Raw genomic sequence first — 17588 nt, 5'->3', positions numbered from 1 at the left:
CGCGTGGCAGCATGGGGCGGTGCCTCCCGAGTCGACCCCCTCCTCCTGGCGCGCCCGCGTCGGCGAGCTCAGCGGACCCCCCGAGGCCGAGTCGCCGACCGTCCTCACTCCGATCGGGCTGCAGTTCGAGCTGCGCCGGCTGGTGCGCCGGGCCGACGATCCGTGGCGGGCGCCGGCGAGCGAGCGCGTCACGGCGAAGACCTACGATCCCGACGAGCGCCGCGACCACCGTCTGGCCACCCGCCCCGCCGTCCGTGGGCGCGGGGGCGCCTGGAACCGCACCACCCTCACCTGGAAGTCGCTGAACTTCCAGACCCACCGGCTCTCGCTCGACCCCGCTCACCAGCGCTGGTTCGCCGAGTTCGCGGCTCTGCACCGCGCCACGCGCACCGTCCACCTCGGGCAGGACCCCGACTGGATCCACCTCGACGACTACGAGAGCCCACTGCTCTGGCGGCTGCTCGAGCAGGCGCAGGCCGCCGGGATCCCGCTGCTCGCCCCGGAGAAGGGCGCGGTCCGTCTCGCCGGTCCCGCGCATGTGGCGGTGACGGTCTCGGCGGAGGAGGGAGCGCTCCGGCTGCGGCCCGTCCTGCGCATCGACGGCGCGGAGCACGCGCCCGAGTCGGCGCGTCCGGTCGCCCGGCACGGCGTCTACGTGGTCGAGGGCGGCGATCCGTCCTCGCTCCTGCTCGCGCCCGCGTCCCTGCCCTTCGACGACGAGGAGCTGCGGCTCCTCGACCACCCCGAGGAGACGGAGGTCCCGGCGGAGGACGTGCCCGAGTTCGTCGGCGAGCACCTCCCCGCCCTCCGCGGCCGCGTCGCGGTGCGCGAGGAGGGCGTCGACCTCGTCCTGGACGATCCGGAGCCCCCGCGCCTGGTCTGCACGGTCTCGTTCGAGCCGCGGCGCGCCGTCAGGGTGGGCTGGCACTGGCGCCGCTCGCCCGATCGCGCGGGCGAGCTCGACGGCACGGCCGACGCGGCTCTCGAGCGCGCGGTGCTCCGCCGGGTGCGCTCGGTGCTCGGCGAGGCCGGGTCCGCTCTCGTGCCGGAGCCGGGGACGAGCGCGGTCCTGCGCGGGGCCGAGGCGGCGGTGTTCGTGGTGGAGCAGCTCCCGCAGCTGGAGGGGATCGGCGGGGTCCGGATCGAGCGCGAGGGCGCGGCCCCGGACTACCGCCTGCTGACCGGACCGCTCACGCTCACCATCACCGCGGTCGACACCGAGAGCGCCGACTGGTTCGACCTCGGCGTCGTCGTGAGCATCGGCGACGCGACCGTGCCGTTCCTGCCCCTCTTCCGCGCTCTGGCCGCGGGCGGCGACCGCATCCGCCTGGTCGACCACTCCTACCTCTCGCTCGCGCACCCCGGCCTCGACCGGCTCCGGGAGCTGCTGACCCGGGCGGACGAGCTCGAGGAGTGGGAGACGGGACCGCGGCTCGGCCGGCACCAGGCCGGGCTGTGGAACGAGCTGGAGGAGCTCGCCGACGAGAGCGTCCCCTCCGACGCGTGGCGCGCCGTGCTCGACTCCGCGCTGGCCGCCGGGTCGCCGGAGGACTTGGAGCCGCCGGAGGGCCTGACCGCCCGGCTGCGTCCGTACCAGCGGGCGGGCTACGCCTGGCTCGTGCACCGCCTCCGTCACGGGCTCGGCGGGATCCTGGCCGACGACATGGGCCTCGGCAAGACCCTGCAGGCGCTGGCCATGATGCTCGACGCGGTCGAGGAGGCGGGCCGCGCCGGGATCCGCCGCGCGCCGTTCCTCCTGGTCGCCCCCACCTCGGTCGTGCCGGGCTGGCGCTCGGAGGCCGAGCGCTTCGCGCCCGCCCTGCGCGTCCACGTCGTCGCGAGCTCGCGGGAGGGCGCGCTCGACGCGATCCCGGCCGACGCGGACGTGGTCCTCACCAGCTACGCGGTCCTGCGCCTCGGCGGCGAGCGCTGGGCGTCGAGGACGTGGTCGGCGCTGATCCTCGACGAGGCCCAGTTCGTCAAGAACCCCGCCTCGCAGACGCACCGGGCCGCCCGCGGGGTCGGCGCGCCCGTCACGCTCGCGCTCACCGGCACACCGCTGGAGAACTCGCTCGACGAGCTCTGGGCGGTCCTCGCCCTGGTGGCGCCCGGGCTCCTGCCGCCGCTGCGCCGCTTCCGCGAGGAGTACACCCGGCCGATCCTGCACGCGGAGGCGCCCGTCGGCATCGCCTCGCCCGATCTGTCCGAGGGACGGACCGTCAGCCACACCGAGGGCGCGCGCCACCGCCTCGAGAGATTGCGCCGACGACTGCGTCCGTTCCTGCTCCGCCGCACCAAAGAGGCGGTGGCGCCAGAGCTCCCCGAGAAGCAGGAGCAGACGATCGAGGTCGCGCTGACGCCCGCCCACAGGGTGCTCTACGACGGCTACCTCCAGCGCGAGCGGCGGAAGCTCCTGGGCCTGGTCGACGACCTCGACCGGCAGCGCTTCACGGTGTTCCGATCGCTCACCCTCCTGCGCCTGCTCGCGCTCGACGCGTCCCTGGTCGACCCGGCCTACCGGCACGTCCCGTCCGCGAAGCTCGACGTGCTCGTCGAGCAGCTCGACGACGTGATCGCGGAAGGCCGTCGGGCCCTCGTCTTCAGCACCTTCACCTCGTACCTGGAGCGGGCGGGGGAGCGGCTGCGCCGGCGCGGCATCCCGTTCGTGCAGCTCGACGGCTCCACACGGGACCGCGCGGGCGTGATCGAGGAGTTCCGCTCGGGAGCCGCGCCCGTCTTCCTGATCAGTCTGAAGGCGGGCGGCACCGGGCTCACCCTCACCGAGGCCGACCACGTCTTCATCCTCGACCCGTGGTGGAACCCGGCGGCCGAGGCGCAGGCCGTCGACCGCGCGCACCGCATCGGCCAGGAGCGGCGGGTGAACGTGTACCGGCTGGTGGCGACGGACACGATCGAGGAGAAGATCGTGCGCCTCCAGGAGCGCAAGGGCCGCCTCAGCACGGCGGTGCTCGACGAGGGCGAGCTCTTCGCCCGGGCGCTGTCGGCCGACGACGTCCGCGAACTGCTGGCCGAGTGACCACGGCCCCACGAAGGGTGACAGAACGGCCAGCCGCGGCCCAGGATCCGAGCGCACACTGAGCGGATGAGACGCCGCCGCCCCCGCCCCCGCGCCGACTGGATCGTCGCCCTCGAGAAGGGCGACGACGCCGGGCTCTTCGGACCGGGCAGCGCGGTCTGGGCGGTCAACGGCGGCCTGCCCACGATGATCGCCGGAGTGCGGGCTCTGCTCATGCAGACCCTCCATGCCGGAGCGATGGCCGGTGTGCACGACCACTCCCGCTACCGCGAGGACCCGATGGGCCGCCTCGACAACACGGTCCGCTGGGTCCTGACCACCAGCTTCGGCGACACCGCCGCGGCGAGCGGAGCGGCGCGCTGGGTGACCGGCGTGCACGAGCGGATCGTCGGCTCCTACGAGGAAGCCGGCGGGCGCGAGCGCTCCTACTCGGCGCAGGATCCCCGCCTGCTGCTCTGGGTGCACGACGCCTTCACCGACGCGTTCCTCGGCGCCCACGAGATCTGGGGCGGACGGATCCCCGGCGGCCCCGACGCCTACGTGCGCGAGTGGGCCGCCTCCGGCCGGCTGCTCGGAGTGCAGGATCCGCCCGAGAGCGTCGCGGAGCTCCGCGCGCAGCTCGCCGGATTCGCGGGCGAGCTCAAGCCCGACGCACGCGTGCACGAGGCGGTCGGCTTCCTCCGCGACATCCGGCTGCCGGGCGAGGCGGGCGTGGTCTACCCGCTGCTGTTCGCCGGCGCGGTCGCCTCGCTCAGCCCCGAGGTGCGGAGGCTCCTGGGCCTCCGGCGCCCGTGGTGGCCCGCGATCACGGCGAACCGCCTGCTGTTCGTGTTCCTGGGCCGGTATCTCGGCCGGGTCTCGCCGAGCGAGCAGGCCGCGATCGACCGCATCGCCGGCCTCGACCAGGTTCGCACCGGCGCCTGACGCTCTTCCCGTACACCTGTCCGGGAAGTGGTAGACTGACGTCGATGACTCCCGCCCGCCTCGCCTCCGTGCCCGCGGCGGAGTCCCCCTCGGCGCTCGGCTCCGCCGATCCGCGAGCCCGGCGCACCCGCCGCCGCGTGTTCGACGCGGTCGAGCGGCTCGTCATGCAGAGCGACGGCGAGAGGGCCGAGGGCATCGCGGTGAGCGACATCGTGCGCGAGGCCGGGATCAGCCGCAGCTCGTTCTACGCCCACTTCGACGACGCGGCGGGAGTCGCCTCCGCGCTGCTCCGCCAGGACCTCGTGGTCGCCGACGTCGCCGAGGGCGATCCCGCCGACCGCTCCGGAGCCGACGCCCTGCAGCGCGGCTACTCGCGGCTCGTCGAGCGGCTGGTCGACCGCCACGCCTTCCATGCCCGGCTCCGCGCGCGGGCCTCCGCCCGGGTCGCCTCCGACGACGCCGTGCTCGACACGGCGCTCGCCCTGCACCGCGAGGTGCTCGCCCGGGTCGACGTCCCCGCAGCGGTCGACCCCGAGCTCACCGCGGTCTTCGCGGCCGGCGGCGTCCTCTCCGTGGTCGGCGCCTGGCTCGCCGGCTCCCTCGACGGCACCGACGAGGAGCTGGTCGAGCACCTCGTCGCGCTGCTCCCGGCCTGGCTCGCCGCGGCGCCGCTGCGCCCCCTGGACTCCTCACTCCCACCACGCCCCACGACGAAAGGCACGACATGATGACATTCGAGGTCGGCGAGACCCTGGTCTACCCGCACCACGGAGCGGTGACGATCACCGGGCTCGAGAAGCGCTCGGTCAAGGGCGTCGAGAAGACGTTCATGACGATGAACGTGCACACCAGCGAGCTCACCATCACCCTCCCCGTCGAGAACGCCGAGCTCGTCGGCGTCCGCGAGATCATCGACGACGCCGGAGTCCAGGCGGTCTACGACGTCCTGCGCAGCGACGTCGCGGAGGAGGCCAGCAACTGGTCCCGCCGCTTCAAGGCCAACCAGGAGAAGATGGCCAGCGGCAGCGTGTACCGCGTCAGCGAGGTCGTCCGCGACCTGTGGCGCCGCGAGCAGGCGGGCGGCGTCTCGGCCGGCGAGAAGCGGATGCTCCTCAAGGCGCGTCAGATCCTCGTGTCGGAGCTCTCGCTCGCCCTGAAGGGCACCGACGAGGAGGCCTCGGCCAAGCTCGACGAGGTCCTCGCCTCGGCGATCTGACCCCGCGTCGCGGCGGGTCGGCTCACTCGGGCCGGCACGCCGCGATGATCCTCGCGGCGACCTCGTCCTGCGAGGCGGAGCCGTCGATCCGCACCAGGAGCTCGCGCTCGTCGTAGACCTCCGCCAGAGGAGCCGTCTCGCGCTCGTAGACCTCGATCCGGTTCCGCACCACCTCGGGGTCGTCGTCGGCGCGGTCCTGCTCCTGCGCCCGCACGTGCAGCCGTTCGAGCACCACGTCCGCGTCGGCCGTCAGCAGCACGACGCACGAGAGCGGCGTGCCCCGCTCCTCGAGGAGCTCCGCCAGCGCGTCCACCTGGGCGAGCGTGCGCGGGTAGCCGTCGAGGATGAACCCGTCCCGGGCGTCCTCCTCGGCGATGCGCTCGGCGACCAGGGCGTTCGTCAGCTCGTCCGGCACGTACTCGCCGGCCTCCACGAGCGCCCGCAGACGCCGTCCGAGGTCGGTGCCGTCGGCGACGTGCGCGCGGAACAGATCGCCGGTGGAGATCGCCGGCACCCCCAGCTCGCGCGACAGCACGGCCGCCTGGGTGCCCTTGCCCACGCCGGGCGGGCCCATCATGATGACGCGCATCGCTCGTCCTCCTCGGTGTCGTCAGGCGATGCTAGCGGTGCGGAGCGGGGTGGCCGGTGCACACCGCGCCCGTAGGCTGGCGGGACGAGCCGAGGAGGAGCGATGCCCGCAGCACCCGGGGCCGAGCAGGCCGCCGCCGATCTGGCCGCGCTCCTGCGCGAGGTCTCCGCAGAGCTCGACGCCCGCGGCATCGCCGACCAGGCCGTCGCCGAGCTGCGGACGCCGCGCGCGATCCTCGGCTTCCGCCGCAAGCCGGTGATGGCGCCGGTGACCCGCGCGTGGCGCCTCGGCGTGGTGCTCCTCGGACGCGAGGGCGAGCTCCTCGCGACGGGATCGGTCACTCGTGCCGTCGCTCCGCTGCACGCCAACAACCAGTCCGAGTCGCAGGAGGCGCGCCGCGAGATCCGGCGCGCCGCCTTCGACGGTCCGTTCCAGGAGGGCGAGATCGTCAACTACGGCTGGCGGCGCCTCGCACTGGACGCCGCAGCGCTCGAGTCGGGCCAGGAGCCGCTGGCCCTGCGCGGCTCCGAGGTGCTCGTGCGCTGGGCGCCCGGTCTGGGCGAGCAGGGACTGATGCCGCTGCGCCGGTACCTGGCCGACCGCCTCGACCTCCTCGAGGCCGACTAGCGCCGGGTCACTCCTCCTCGGCCACCGGGTGGAACCACGGCGGATAGACGGCGACGCGGGGAGAGGCGTCGATGCCCTCGAAGAGAGCTTTGACGCGGTTGCGGGCGGCGACCGACGCCACGCCGACCGTCGCGACGCCCTCGAGCGGGAAGCGCTCGGGCACGAGCGCCTCCGCGCTGCGCAGGGCCGGCTCGTCGACCAGGAGGCGCGCGAAGGTGCGCACGAGCGCGTCGCCCTCGGTGAAGCGCGTGAGGACGTGGGAGGCGTCGCCGTCGCTCAGCACCGGGGCGGAGGCGAGCGAGCCCACCAGGACGACGTACTGCGAGGCGGTGGTCTCGTGGGCGCTCGGCGACCAGTGCGGAGCGACCCGCTCGCCGCGCAGGTCGGCCCAGAGGGCGGCGTCGGGGGAGAGGAAGAAGGGCACGAAGCCGGCGACGCTGACGCCGTCCTTCACCTGCACGGCACGGCGGTGCTCGCGGGTGGTCTCGGCGCTGACGTCGATCGCGGGGCGCTCCTGGAGCTGCTGGTCCGCCAGGATCGCGCCGGCGGCGACGATCGCCTCGAGGTTGTCGAGGTGGGTGACGTGGTAGATCCGCTGCGCGGCGATGTCGACCTTCGGCAGGGGCTTCTCGCGCGCCGTGCCGCGGGCGGCGGCGCGGGCGGTGGCCGCACGGGAGGTCCCGGGCACGCGCGCGGGGGCGCGGGTGGCACGGCCGACCTGCTCGGGGAGCTTCTTCGGGGTGCAGACGTCGCAGAGCGCGATGTCGAGGCCGTGGATGCATTCGGTGGGCACTCTGGATTCCTTCTGCGCGCGGGCTCGGGGTTCCGCCGCAGGGACGACGTTACGCGACCGGGGCCCCCGCGCGTCCCGGCGGCGGGGATCTGCGGAGCCGCGGCGTCCGCCCGGGCATCCTCTGGGAGGCGCCGGAGCACCGCTCCCCGCCGCGTAGCGTGAGCGGGATGAAGCGCGTGCCGCCCGCCGAGGGCCAGGAATCCGTCTGGGACTACCCGCGACCGCCGAGGGTCGAGACCACCACCGAGCACGTGGTCGTGCGGCTGGGCGGCGTCGTCGTCGCCGAGTCCCGCGACGCTCTCCGCGTCCTCGAGACGAGCCACCCTCCCGTCTACTACCTCCCCGTGTCCTCGTTCGCGCCCGGGGCGCTCGAGCCCGCGCCCGGCCGCAGCATCTGCGAGTTCAAGGGCGCGGCCTCCTACCTGACCGTGCGCGGGGGAGGAGGAGCGGTCGCGGAGGCGGCGGGCTGGACGTACCCCGAGCCGATGGCCGGCTTCGAGGCCCTCGTCGACACCGTCGCCCTCTACCCCGGCCGGATGGACTCCTGCACGGTCGACGGCGAGACGGTCCAGCCGCAGCCGGGCGACTTCTACGGCGGCTGGATCACCTCGCGTGTGGTCGGTCCGTTCAAGGGCTCGCCGGGCACGATGTTCTGGTGAATCAGACAGGGGAGGGCGGACCGAGCGGGTCCTGGACGAGGACCGCTCGTGCGGCGTCGATCCCCGAGGCCTCCAGCGTCCATTCCGGCCGCACCAAAGTCTCCGGCGTGACGCGGAACCGCAGCTCCTCGACCGGCGCACCGTCCGGACCGACGATCCGGTGCGTCCCGTTCGGCCGGTAGCCGAGGGCCTCCGAGACCCGGATCGAGCGGGTGTTCCAGGCGAGGGCGGCGCTCTCGGCGACCTCGGCTCCGAGGTGGTCGAAGGCGAGGAGGAGGACGGCGGCGCGCATCTCCTGCCCGAGGCCGCGGCCCTGCGCCGAGCGGGTGAGCCACGAGCCCGAGGTCAGAGTGCGGGTGGCGGCGAAGGACTCGGCGACCACGTCCTGGCAGCCGACGACCCGGCCGTCCTCGACCACGGCGAACGCGACGCGCCACGACTCCCGCGTCGTCTGCGCGCGCTGCGACCAGTGGAAGCGGGCGAGCTCGCCGGGCAGGCGCTCCGCCGGCGCCTCGGCCCAGGGGGAGGGGAACGGCGAGCGGCCGCTCTCGTGCACGCCCGCAAGGGCTGCCTCGGCGAGAGGGCCGAGGTCGGCGTCGCGGACCGGATGCAGCTCGAGCCGCGGCGTGCGCAGCTCCAGCGAGAACAGGGGCCAGGGGTCGGTGCTCATCCGACGACGCTAGCGAGCGGAGGCGCGCACCGCGCGACCAGGCCGGTACCGGTGGTGGGACTCGAACCCACAAGCCCTCTCGGACAGAGCATTTTGAGTGCCCCGCGTCTGCCATTCCGCCACACCGGCTCATCACCAGCCCGTCGAGAATACCGTAGGCTCATCGGCGTGACTGACCAGGAACCCTCGTCGACCGCACCCCGTCGGGTCGTCGTCGCCGAAGACGAATCCCTCATCCGCCTCGACATCGTGGAGATCCTCCGCGACAACGGCTTCGAGGTCGTCGGCGAGGCCGGCGACGGCGAGACCGCTGTGGCCCTCGCCACCGAGCTGCGCCCCGATCTCGTCATCATGGACGTCAAGATGCCCCAGCTCGACGGCATCTCGGCGGCCGAGCGCCTCTCGAAGGCGCACATCGCGCCCGTCGTCCTGCTCACCGCCTTCAGCCAGAAGGAGCTCGTCGAGCGCGCCAGCGAGGCCGGAGCGCTCGCCTACGTCGTGAAGCCCTTCACGCCCAACGACCTGCTGCCCGCGATCGAGATCGCCCTCTCGCGGTACGCCCAGATCCTCACCCTCGAGGCCGAGGTCGCCGACATGGTCGAGCGCTTCGAGACCCGCAAGCTCGTCGACCGCGCCAAGGGCCTGCTCAACGAGAAGATGGGGCTCACCGAGCCCGAGGCGTTCCGCTGGATCCAGAAGGCCTCCATGGACCGCCGGCTCACCATGCACGACGTCGCGCAGGCGATCATCGAGCAGCTGAGCACGAAGAAGGCCTAGCGCGAGGCCGGGCCCGAGGGCCCACGGCCTCAGGGCCAGAGGCGGGTGCGCTCCCACGGGGAGCCGCCCGCCTCCGTCGTTCCCGGGCGGTACTCGAGACGGGTGTGATCCTGCTCCGGCGCGGTCGAGCCCTGCCAGAACTCGATGCGCTCGGGCACGACGCGGTAGACGGCCCACTCCCGGTCGAGCGTCGCGGGCGAGCAGCCCACGGCGACGCTGGTCTGGAGCGTGACGAGGCCGAAGTCCTGCGCGCTGCGCATCGGCTCGCTCTGGCGTCCGACGAGCAGGGCGGTGCGAGCGGCCTCGGAGCGGCGGCGGAAGTCGTCGGCCGACTCCTGCGCGGAGGCGCGCTCGACCCGGCCCTCGACCCGGACCTGACGGCCCTGGACCGGCCAGAAGAAGGTCAGCGCGGCGTGCGGGTTCTCCTCCATGGCGCGTCCCTTGGGGCTGGTGGCATGGGTGGAGAACGCCCAGCCCGCCTCGTCGATCTCGCGCAGCACGAGCACGCGCGCCGAGACGGTGCCGTCGTCGGAGGCGGTGGAGAGCGTGGCGCCGTGGGGGAGGAGCTGGCCCGCGTCCTTCGCCTCCTCGAGCCACTGCGCGAACAGCTCGAGAGGATCGGCCGGAGCCGCCTCCGCATCGAACGAAGGCAGCTCGGAGGGCATGGACGGGAGGCTCTTGAGGAGATGGCGAAGGCTCATCCGCTCAGTGTCGCCCTTCGGGCACCATCGGGCACAGTCGCGCGCCGTCGCTTGACAGTGCCGCTCGCCGCGGTGCCGGGTCCCCGAGCGGCGCGGCCGACCGGTCGATCCCCCGTCGCTCGCAGGCACGGGCGGTCCCGACGGCGGTCGCGGTCCTGGGCGCGGTCCTCGCGCACCGCTCCCGCGAGGGGGACCCGTCCGCTCCCGTCAGCGGGCGTCGCGGATGATGTTGGTGATCCGCACGGTGGAGAGGCGGCGCCCCTCCTGGTCGCGCACGACGATCTCGTGGGTGGTGAGGGTGGACCCCAGGTGGATCGCGTCGCAGGTGGCGATCACGAAGCCCGAGTGGACCGAGCGGCTGTGGCTCGCGTTCAGCTCGATGCCCATCGCCAGGCGGCCCGCGCCGGCGTGCACGTTCGCCGCGATCGAGCCCATCGACTCGGCGAGCACGACGTGCGCGCCGCCGTGCAGGATGCCGACCGGCTGCCGGTTGCCCTCGACGGGCATCGAGGCCACCGAGTGCTGCGGGGTGAGCTCGTGCCAGAGGATCCCCATCCGCTCGGCGAGCTCGCCCATGCCGCGGCCGATCCCGGCGACCAGGTCGAGCGCGGGCGGGCGGATCCAGGCGGTCGTGGTGGGGGTCGGCTCGGTCACGTCGCTCCTCGCGCTGGAGCCTCGGAGCGGCCCTGACCGGCGGGCGCGAGCGGGCCGATCCGGTGTCGGAGGCGCTGTGTAGTCTGGCCCTGTGTCAGATCCGGAACAGCCTACCCTCCTGCTCGTCGACGGCCATTCCCTGGCGTTCCGGGCGTTCTACGCGCTCCCGGTCGACAGCTTCCAGACCCGCGAGGGCCAGCACACGAACGCCATCCACGGCTTCCTCTCGATGCTGATCCTGCTGCTGAAGAACGAGAAGCCGACCCACCTCGGCGTCGCGTTCGACATCTCCCGCTACTCGTTCCGCACGCGCGAGTACCCGGAGTACAAGGGCACCCGCGGCGAGACGCCGCCCGAGTTCAAGGGCCAGGTCCCCCTCCTCGAGGAGGCGCTGCACGCCATGAACATCCGGACCGTCTCGAAGGAGGACTTCGAGGCCGACGACATCCTCGCGACGCTCGCCCGCCAGGGGGCCGAGGCCGGCTTCCGCGTGCTGGTCGTCTCGGGCGATCGCGACACCATCCAGCTGGTGACTCCGGACGTCACCCTGCTCTACCCCTCCACCCAGGGCGTCTCGCAGCTCACCCGCTACGACCGCGACAAGGTCTTCGAGAAGTACGGCGTCGAGCCGCACCAGTACCCCGAGATCGCCGCGCTCGTCGGCGAGACCAGCGACAACCTGCCCGGCGTCGACAAGGTCGGCCCCAAGACGGCCGCGAAGTGGGTCAACCAGTACGGCACGGTCGCCGACATCATCGCCCACGCCGACGAGATCAAGGGCGTGGTCGGCGAGAAGCTGCGCGAGCAGAAGGAGAACGCGCTCCGCAACCGCCGCCTCAACCGGCTGGTGACGGACGTCGAGCTCCCCCTCGGGCCGCACGATCTGACGCGCCGTCCGATCGATCCCGACGCGGTCCGCGAGATCTTCAGCCGCCTCGAGTTCAAGACCCTGCAGGAGCGGGTCCTCACGATCGCCGCGGAGGAGGGCGTCGACGGCGCTGCCGCGGCCCTGGCGGGCGACGTGGTCACGACCTCCGCACCCGCCGTCCGCACCCTGGTCGACGAGGAGCTCGCGCACTGGCTCGACCGCGTGTCGGCGAAGGGCACCGCGCCCGTCGCCGTGCAGGTCCTGCTCGGAGCCGGCGGGCTCGAGGGTGTGGGTCTCGCGGTCGAGAAGGAGACGGCGTTCGTCCCGTGGGCCGCCGAGCGGCCCGACTACACCGCGCTCGAGCAGTGGCTGGCCGGGCCCGCCCCCAAGTACTTCGCCGACGCGAAGCCCCAGATCAAGGCGCTGCGGAGGGCCGGACTCCCCGTCGCGGGGCTCGCGTTCGACACCCGCGTCGCCTCCTGGCTGGTGCAGCCCACCGGGCACCCGGCCACGCTCGCGGCGCAGGTCGCGCAGCACCTCGACGAGACCATGGCGCAGGGCGACCCGAACCAGCTGGTCCCCACCGTCGAGCCGATGGGGCCCGCCACCGAGGCCTGGTACGCGTACCGGCTCGTCGCTCCGCTGCGCGAGCGGCTGGGCGAGGGGATGCTCTCGGTGCTCGTCGACATCGAGCTGCCGATCGTCCAGGTCCTCGCGACGATGGAGCTCACCGGCGTCGCGATCGACGCCGACGTGCTGGCGCGCCTCCGCGCCGAGCTGACCGTCTCGGCCGCCGACCTCGCGAGCCGCGCGTTCGCCGAGATCGGCCACGAGATGAACCTCGGCTCGCCCAAGCAGCTGCAGCAGGTCCTCTTCGAGGAGCTCGACATGCCGCGCACCCGGGCCACGAAGACGGGCTACACCACCGACGCCTCCGCCCTCGCAGACCTGCAGGAGTCGCACCCGCACCCGTTCCTCGGGCTGCTCCTCGAGCACCGCGACGCGACCAAGCTCAAGCAGATCATCGAGACGCTCGAGAAGTCGGTCACCGCCGACGGCCGGATCCACACCAGCTACGACCAGACCGGCACGGCCACCGGCCGGATCTCCTCCAACGACCCGAACCTGCAGAACATCCCCGTCCGCAGCGAGGTGGGCCGCCGCATCCGCACCGCCTTCGTCCACGGAGCGGAGGCGAGCACCCTCCTCACTGCCGACTACTCGCAGATCGAGATGCGGATCATGGCGCACCTCTCCGGGGACGCCGGGCTGATCGAGGCCTTCCACTCCGGCGAGGACCTGCACCGCTTCGTCGGATCGCGGATCTTCGGCGTCGATCCGGGCGACGTCACCTCGGCCATGCGCAACAAGGTCAAGGCGATGTCGTACGGTCTCGCCTACGGCCTGAGCGCCTTCGGCCTGTCGAAGCAGCTGCGCATCTCGAGCGCCGAGGCCAAGCAGCTGATGACCGACTACTTCGTCCGCTTCGGCGCGGTGCGCGATTACCTCCGCAGCGTCGTCGAGCAGGCCCGCGAGACCGGCTACACCGAGACGATCTTCGGACGCCGGCGTCCGTTCCCCGACCTGCAGAGCGCGAACCGCGTCCTCCGCGACAACGCCGAGCGGGCGGCGCTCAACTCGCCGATCCAGGGCTCGGCCGCCGACATCATGAAGCGGGCGATGATCGGCGTGCAGGCCGACCTCGACGAGCAGGGGCTCGGCTCGCGGATGCTCCTCCAGGTGCACGACGAGCTCATCTTCGACGTCGCCCCCGGCGAGGAGGAGCCGCTCGAGGCGATCGTCCGCGGCCGGATGGCGGGAGCCGCCGACCTGAGCGTCCCGCTCGAGGTGCAGGTGGGCCACGGGTCCGACTGGGACGTCGCCGCGCACTGAGCCGGCCGCAGCGCCTGGCTAGGCTCGGAGGCATGAGCACCGACACCCCCCGCGAGCCCACCGCCGTCGACGCCGTCGCCGAGCGCTGGGTCGACACGCTCGTCGACCTCGACCCCACCCTCGGCACCGCGATCGGACGCAGCGGCGCGAACGGCCGCCTGGGCGACTACTCGCCGGCCGGTCTCGAGCGCGCCCGGGCGGCGACCGCCTCGGCCCTCGCCGAGCTCGAGGCCGCCGACCCCGTGGACGACGTCGACCGCGTCACGGTCGCTGACCTCGGCGCCGAGCTCCGGCTCTCCCTGGAAGGGCACGACGCCGGTCTGCCGCTGCGGGACCTCAACGTGATCGCGTCCCCGGCGCAGGAGCTGCGCGACGTCTTCGACCTGATGCCGACGGACGAGGTCGCCGACTGGGAGGCGGTCGCCGAGCGGCTGCTGGCCGTGCCGGCCGCCCTCGAGGGCTACGCGGAGACCCTGCGCGAGGGGATGCGCACCGGCGTGGTCCCGGCCCGCCGCCAGGTCGAGCTCGTCGCCGAGCAGGCGCGGAAGATCGCCGCTCCCCGGGGGTTCTTCGCCGAGCTGGCCGCGGAGGCCGCTCCCGCCGCCGGATCCCTGCCCGCGTCGCTCGCTCAGCGACTGGAGGACGGCGCCCGCCGTGCCTCGGCCGCCTACGGGTCGCTCGCGCAGTTCCTCCGGGGCGAGCTCGCCCCCGCCGCGACCGAGCAGGACGCCGTCGGCCGGGAGCTGTACGCGCTTCACTCCCGCCGCTTCCTCGGCGCTGTCGTCGACCTCGACGAGACCTACGAGTGGGGGATCGAGGAGCTGGCCCGCATGACGTCCGAGCAGGAGGCGATCGCGCGCGAGATCCTGCCCGGCGCCTCCGTCGCCGAGGCGATCGCCCACGTCGAGGCGGACCCGGCGCGCACTCTGCACGGCGTCGACGCTCTGCAGGCCTGGATGCAGGAGACCAGCGACCGCTCCGTCCGCGAGCTCGCCGGCACCGCCTTCGACATCCCGGAGGAGGTGCGCCGCCTCGAGTGCAGGATCGCGCCGACCCAGGAGGGCGGCATCTACTACACCGGTCCGAGCGACGATCTCTCGCGCCCGGGGCGGATGTGGTGGTCGGTCCCGGCCGGAGTCACCGAGTTCGCCACCTGGCGGGAGCTGACCACGGTCTACCACGAGGGCGTCCCGGGCCATCACCTGCAGATCGGCCAGGCCGTCCACAACCGCGCCCGCCTCAACACCTGGCGCCGTCAGCTCGCCGGGACCTCCGGCCACGCCGAGGGCTGGGCGCTCTACGCGGAGCGGCTGATGGAGCGCTTCGGCTACCTCGACGACCCGGCCGACCGCCTGGGCATGCTCGACGGCCAGCGGATGCGCGCGGCGCGCGTCGTGCTGGACATCGGCGTGCACCTCCAGAAGCCGATGCCGGGCTCCGGCACCGTCTGGACCGCCGAGTCGGCCCTCGACTTCATGCGGGCCAACGTGAACATGGACGACGCGTTCGTGCGCTTCGAGGTGAACCGGTACCTCGGCTGGCCGGGGCAGGCTCCGTCCTACAAGATCGGGCAGCGGATCTGGGAGCAGCTGCGCGACGAGGCGGAGGCGCGCGAGGGCGCCGCGTTCTCGCTCGCGGCCTTCCACCGGAGGGCGCTCGACCTCGGCGGCGTCGGTCTCGACACCCTCCGCTCCTCCCTCGCCGGCTGACTCCGGAACCCGCGCCTGGACGGGCGCGGCGAGATTGCCGTGCGCCTCCCGGGGCGTCTAAGCTGGGGTGTCACTTCTGTGGCGCCGCCGTGCCCGCGGCGCGCGAGGAAGGCCGGTCCTCCGGCCGGCCGAGCGCGGCTCCCGGGCCGGAGGCACATCCCTCACCACCGCAGTGGTCACCACTCCGCCGAGCCGCGAGGCCCGCAGGCGGCCGCCGCCCGAGACCCATCCATCCTGGAGCATCCCTTAATGACAACCGCAACGACCGACAAGGCAACCAAGCAGGTCGCGATCAACGACATCGGGTCTGCTGAAGACTTTCTTGCCGCGGTCGAAAAGACTCTGAAGTTCTTCAACGACGGAGACCTCATCGAAGGCACCGTCGTGAAGATCGACCGCGACGAGGTCCTCCTCGACGTCGGCTACAAGACCGAGGGCGTCATCCCCTCGCGCGAGCTCTCCATCAAGCACGACGTCGACCCCTCCGAGGTCGTCAACGTGGGCGACAGCGTCGAGGCCCTCGTCCTCCAGAAGGAGGACAAGGAGGGTCGCCTGATCCTGTCCAAGAAGCGTGCGCAGTACGAGCGCGCGTGGGGCGACGTCGAGAAGATCAAGGAGTCGGACGGCGTCGTCACCGGCTCGGTCATCGAGGTCGTCAAGGGCGGTCTCATCGTCGACATCGGCCTCCGCGGCTTCCTCCCGGCCTCGCTCATCGAGCTGCGCCGCGTCCGCGACCTCACGCCGTACCTCGGCCAGGAGATCGAGGCGAAGATCCTCGAGCTCGACAAGAACCGCAACAACGTGGTCCTGTCGCGTCGCGCGCTCCTCGAGCAGACCCAGTCCGAGAGCCGCACCACGTTCCTGAACAACCTGCACAAGGGTCAGGTCCGCAAGGGCGTCGTGTCGTCGATCGTCAACTTCGGCGCGTTCGTCGACCTCGGCGGCGTCGACGGTCTCGTCCACGTCTCCGAGCTCTCCTGGAAGCACATCGAGCACGCCTCCGAGGTCGTCGAGGTGGGCCAGGAGGTCACCGTCGAGATCCTCGAGGTCGACCTCGACCGCGAGCGCGTGTCGCTCTCGCTCAAGGCGACCCAGGAGGACCCGTGGCAGGTCTTCGCCCGCACCCACGCGATCGGACAGGTCGCGCCGGGCAAGGTCACGAAGCTGGTCCCGTTCGGTGCCTTCGTCCGCGTCGCGGACGGCATCGAGGGCCTCGTCCACATCTCCGAGCTGTCGGGCAAGCACGTCGAGCTCGCCGAGCAGGTCGTGTCGGTCGGCGAAGAGGTGTTCGTCAAGGTCATCGACATCGACCTCGACCGTCGCCGCATCTCCCTCTCGCTCAAGCAGGCGAACGAGAACGTCGACCCCGAGGGCACCGAGTTCGACCCGGCGCTCTACGGCATGGCCACGGAGTACGACGACCAGGGGAACTACAAGTACCCCGAGGGCTTCGACCCCGAGACCAACGAGTGGCGCGAGGGCTTCGAGTCGCAGCGCGAGGCCTGGGAGCTGGAGTACGCCGCTGCTCAGGCGCGCTGGGAGGCCCACAAGGCCCAGGTCGCCAAGTCGCAGGAGGAGGCGGCCACCGTCTCCGAGGGCGTCTCGGTCGGCGCCGGCTTCACCAGCGAGTCGACCACCGGCGGCACCCTCGCCGACGACGAGTCGCTCGCCGCGCTCCGCGAGAAGCTGTCCTCGAACAACTGATCGCGAGCACATCGCATCGAACGGCCGGTCCCCTCGGGGGCCGGCCGTTCGGCGTTCCGGGCGACGGCGCTGGGTAGGGTGGCCGGGTGCATCTCGTCGCCCTCACCGGAGGCATCGCCTCGGGCAAGTCCACCGTCGCCCGCCGTCTCGCCGAGCACGGAGCGGTGGTGGTCGACGCCGACGTCCTCGCGCGCGAGGTCGTCGAGCCGGGGGAGCCGGCGCTGGCGGCGATCGCCGAGCGCTTCGGCCCGTCCGTGATCCGCGCGGACGGCGCGCTCGACCGCCCGGCGCTCGGCGCGATCGTCTTCTCGGACGCGGCGGCCCGCGCCGACCTCAATGCGATCACCCATCCGGCGGTGACCCTCCGTTCGCAGCGGCTGTTCGCGGAGGCCGCCGAGGCGGACCCGGCCGCGGTGGTCGTCTACGACGTCCCCCTCCTGGCCGAGGGCCGTGGAGCGGGGGAGTTCGACGAGGTGGTCGTCGTGCACGCGCCGCAGCACCTCCGCATCGAGCGTCTCGTCGCCCTCCGGGGACTGACCGAGGAGGAGGCTCGTGCGCGGGTCTCGTCGCAGGCGAGCGACGAGGAGCGCCTCGCCCTCGCCGACGTCGTGATCGACTCCTCCGGCATGCTGGAGGAGACGCTCGCTCGGACCGACGCGCTGTGGGAGCGTCTCGCCCGCTGACGGTCCGTCCCGGACACCCGCCCTCGTGGCCGAGCGGCCCGGCCGGAGAGCGCACCCCCGTTCGCCGCCAGCGCACGCGCCGTC

General features: G+C 73.0%; 16 protein-coding genes and 1 tRNA gene. 11 read left to right on the top strand and 6 right to left on the bottom strand.

The genetic code is table 11. The annotated features are described in order from the left end of the window. The first annotated feature begins 19 nt into the window (after positions 1-19). The 4 genes from C5C74_RS03805 to C5C74_RS03790 all read left to right on the top strand — a co-directional run bounded on the left by C5C74_RS03805 (position 20) and on the right by C5C74_RS03790 (position 5177). Complete coding sequence (locus C5C74_RS03805) at positions 20-3037, top strand: DEAD/DEAH box helicase (protein ID WP_104351016.1); 3018 nt, start codon at positions 20-22, stop codon at positions 3035-3037. A 66-nt stretch (positions 3038-3103) separates the two neighbouring features. Then, positions 3104-3961 carry an oxygenase MpaB family protein gene (locus C5C74_RS03800; protein ID WP_104351006.1) on the top strand — a complete coding sequence of 286 codons (858 nt, stop codon included), beginning with the start codon at positions 3104-3106 and terminating at the stop codon, positions 3959-3961. A gap of 44 nt (positions 3962-4005) precedes the next feature. Continuing rightward, a complete protein-coding gene (locus C5C74_RS03795; protein WP_104221877.1) occupies positions 4006-4689 on the top strand; it encodes a TetR/AcrR family transcriptional regulator in 684 nt (227 codons plus the stop codon). Then, on the top strand, positions 4689-5177 hold the full coding sequence (locus C5C74_RS03790) for a CarD family transcriptional regulator (RefSeq protein WP_068257183.1): 489 nt from the start codon (positions 4689-4691) through the stop codon (positions 5175-5177). The genes C5C74_RS03795 and C5C74_RS03790 overlap by 1 nt, the downstream gene beginning before the upstream one ends. 22 nt (positions 5178-5199) lie before the next feature. On the opposite strand, the gene C5C74_RS03785 is transcribed toward C5C74_RS03790, so the two are convergent. Next, positions 5200-5766, bottom strand: coding sequence for an adenylate kinase (locus tag C5C74_RS03785; RefSeq protein ID WP_104221879.1), 567 nt, complete (start codon positions 5764-5766; stop codon positions 5200-5202). Positions 5767-5868: 102 nt separating this feature from the next. Here C5C74_RS03785 and C5C74_RS03780 point away from each other — a divergent pair, with 102 nt between their 5' ends. Further along, on the top strand, positions 5869-6393 hold the full coding sequence (locus C5C74_RS03780; RefSeq protein WP_104232649.1) for a hypothetical protein: 525 nt from the start codon (positions 5869-5871) through the stop codon (positions 6391-6393). A gap of 7 nt (positions 6394-6400) precedes the next feature. Here C5C74_RS03780 and C5C74_RS03775 read toward each other — a convergent pair whose 3' ends face one another. Next, positions 6401-7186 carry a DarT ssDNA thymidine ADP-ribosyltransferase family protein gene (locus tag C5C74_RS03775; RefSeq protein WP_104221883.1) on the bottom strand — a complete coding sequence of 262 codons (786 nt, stop codon included), beginning with the start codon at positions 7184-7186 and terminating at the stop codon, positions 6401-6403. Positions 7187-7353: 167 nt separating this feature from the next. On the opposite strand from C5C74_RS03775, the gene C5C74_RS03770 reads away from it, so the two are divergent. After that, positions 7354-7845, top strand: coding sequence for a DUF427 domain-containing protein (locus C5C74_RS03770; RefSeq protein WP_104225302.1), 492 nt, complete (start codon positions 7354-7356; stop codon positions 7843-7845). 1 nt (position 7846) lies between these two features. Here the strand turns inward: C5C74_RS03770 and C5C74_RS03765 are convergent, their stop codons facing one another. Both C5C74_RS03765 and C5C74_RS03760 read right to left on the bottom strand, forming a co-directional pair. Then, positions 7847-8515: a GNAT family N-acetyltransferase gene (locus C5C74_RS03765; protein ID WP_104309124.1), complete on the bottom strand. Its 669-nt coding sequence runs from the start codon at positions 8513-8515 to the stop codon at positions 7847-7849. Positions 8516-8561: 46 nt separating this feature from the next. Continuing rightward, a tRNA-Leu gene (locus C5C74_RS03760) sits at positions 8562-8644 on the bottom strand. Positions 8645-8683: 39 nt separating this feature from the next. On the opposite strand from C5C74_RS03760, the gene C5C74_RS03755 reads away from it, so the two are divergent. Next, entirely contained in the window at positions 8684-9292 is a 609-nt protein-coding gene (locus tag C5C74_RS03755) for an ANTAR domain-containing response regulator (RefSeq protein ID WP_104221889.1), read from the top strand. A 29-nt stretch (positions 9293-9321) separates the two neighbouring features. On the opposite strand, the gene C5C74_RS03750 is transcribed toward C5C74_RS03755, so the two are convergent. Both C5C74_RS03750 and C5C74_RS03745 read right to left on the bottom strand, forming a co-directional pair. After that, on the bottom strand, positions 9322-9993 hold the full coding sequence (locus tag C5C74_RS03750; RefSeq protein WP_104232645.1) for a pyridoxal 5'-phosphate synthase: 672 nt from the start codon (positions 9991-9993) through the stop codon (positions 9322-9324). A gap of 207 nt (positions 9994-10200) precedes the next feature. Further along, the gene (locus tag C5C74_RS03745) at positions 10201-10647 is read right to left on the bottom strand and encodes a PaaI family thioesterase (protein ID WP_374953047.1); all 447 of its coding nucleotides are present in this window, start codon (positions 10645-10647) and stop codon (positions 10201-10203) included. A gap of 91 nt (positions 10648-10738) precedes the next feature. Between C5C74_RS03745 and polA the strand changes: the two genes are divergently transcribed. The 4 genes from polA to coaE all read left to right on the top strand — a co-directional run bounded on the left by polA (position 10739) and on the right by coaE (position 17504). Beyond that, complete coding sequence (gene polA / locus C5C74_RS03740; RefSeq protein WP_104351005.1) at positions 10739-13408, top strand: DNA polymerase I; 2670 nt, start codon at positions 10739-10741, stop codon at positions 13406-13408. Positions 13409-13440: 32 nt separating this feature from the next. Continuing rightward, entirely contained in the window at positions 13441-15117 is a 1677-nt protein-coding gene (locus C5C74_RS03735; protein WP_104351004.1) for a DUF885 domain-containing protein, read from the top strand. Positions 15118-15366: 249 nt separating this feature from the next. Continuing rightward, positions 15367-16821 (top strand): 30S ribosomal protein S1, encoded by a 1455-nt coding sequence (rpsA, locus tag C5C74_RS03730; protein ID WP_104225298.1) that lies wholly within the window; start codon positions 15367-15369, stop codon positions 16819-16821. 86 nt (positions 16822-16907) lie between these two features. Further along, on the top strand, positions 16908-17504 hold the full coding sequence (gene coaE / locus C5C74_RS03725) for a dephospho-CoA kinase (RefSeq protein ID WP_104225297.1): 597 nt from the start codon (positions 16908-16910) through the stop codon (positions 17502-17504). Positions 17505-17588 lie beyond the last annotated feature (84 nt).

The sequence above is a fragment of the Rathayibacter sp. AY1E8 genome, assembly GCF_002931415.1.
Taxonomy (GTDB): domain Bacteria; phylum Actinomycetota; class Actinomycetes; order Actinomycetales; family Microbacteriaceae; genus Rathayibacter.
The sequence above is the reverse complement of the archived record's forward strand: the minus strand, read 5'-3'. Positions and strand labels throughout refer to the sequence as shown.

What these genes read in the sequence shown, in the direction of transcription:
- C5C74_RS03800 (WP_104351006.1), top strand. Translation starts at nt 3,104, where the DNA reads ATGAGACGCCGCCGCCCCCGCCCCCGCGCCGACTGGATCGTCGCCCTC.
- C5C74_RS03795 (WP_104221877.1), top strand. Translation starts at nt 4,006, where the DNA reads ATGACTCCCGCCCGCCTCGCCTCCGTGCCCGCGGCGGAGTCCCCCTCG.
- C5C74_RS03790 (WP_068257183.1), top strand. Translation starts at nt 4,689, where the DNA reads ATGACATTCGAGGTCGGCGAGACCCTGGTCTACCCGCACCACGGAGCG.
- C5C74_RS03785 (WP_104221879.1), bottom strand. Translation starts at nt 5,766, where the DNA reads ATGCGCGTCATCATGATGGGCCCGCCCGGCGTGGGCAAGGGCACCCAG.
- C5C74_RS03780 (WP_104232649.1), top strand. Translation starts at nt 5,869, where the DNA reads ATGCCCGCAGCACCCGGGGCCGAGCAGGCCGCCGCCGATCTGGCCGCG.
- C5C74_RS03770 (WP_104225302.1), top strand. Translation starts at nt 7,354, where the DNA reads ATGAAGCGCGTGCCGCCCGCCGAGGGCCAGGAATCCGTCTGGGACTAC.
- C5C74_RS03765 (WP_104309124.1), bottom strand. Translation starts at nt 8,515, where the DNA reads ATGAGCACCGACCCCTGGCCCCTGTTCTCGCTGGAGCTGCGCACGCCG.
- C5C74_RS03750 (WP_104232645.1), bottom strand. Translation starts at nt 9,993, where the DNA reads ATGAGCCTTCGCCATCTCCTCAAGAGCCTCCCGTCCATGCCCTCCGAG.
- C5C74_RS03735 (WP_104351004.1), top strand. Translation starts at nt 13,441, where the DNA reads ATGAGCACCGACACCCCCCGCGAGCCCACCGCCGTCGACGCCGTCGCC.
- rpsA (WP_104225298.1), top strand. Translation starts at nt 15,367, where the DNA reads ATGACAACCGCAACGACCGACAAGGCAACCAAGCAGGTCGCGATCAAC.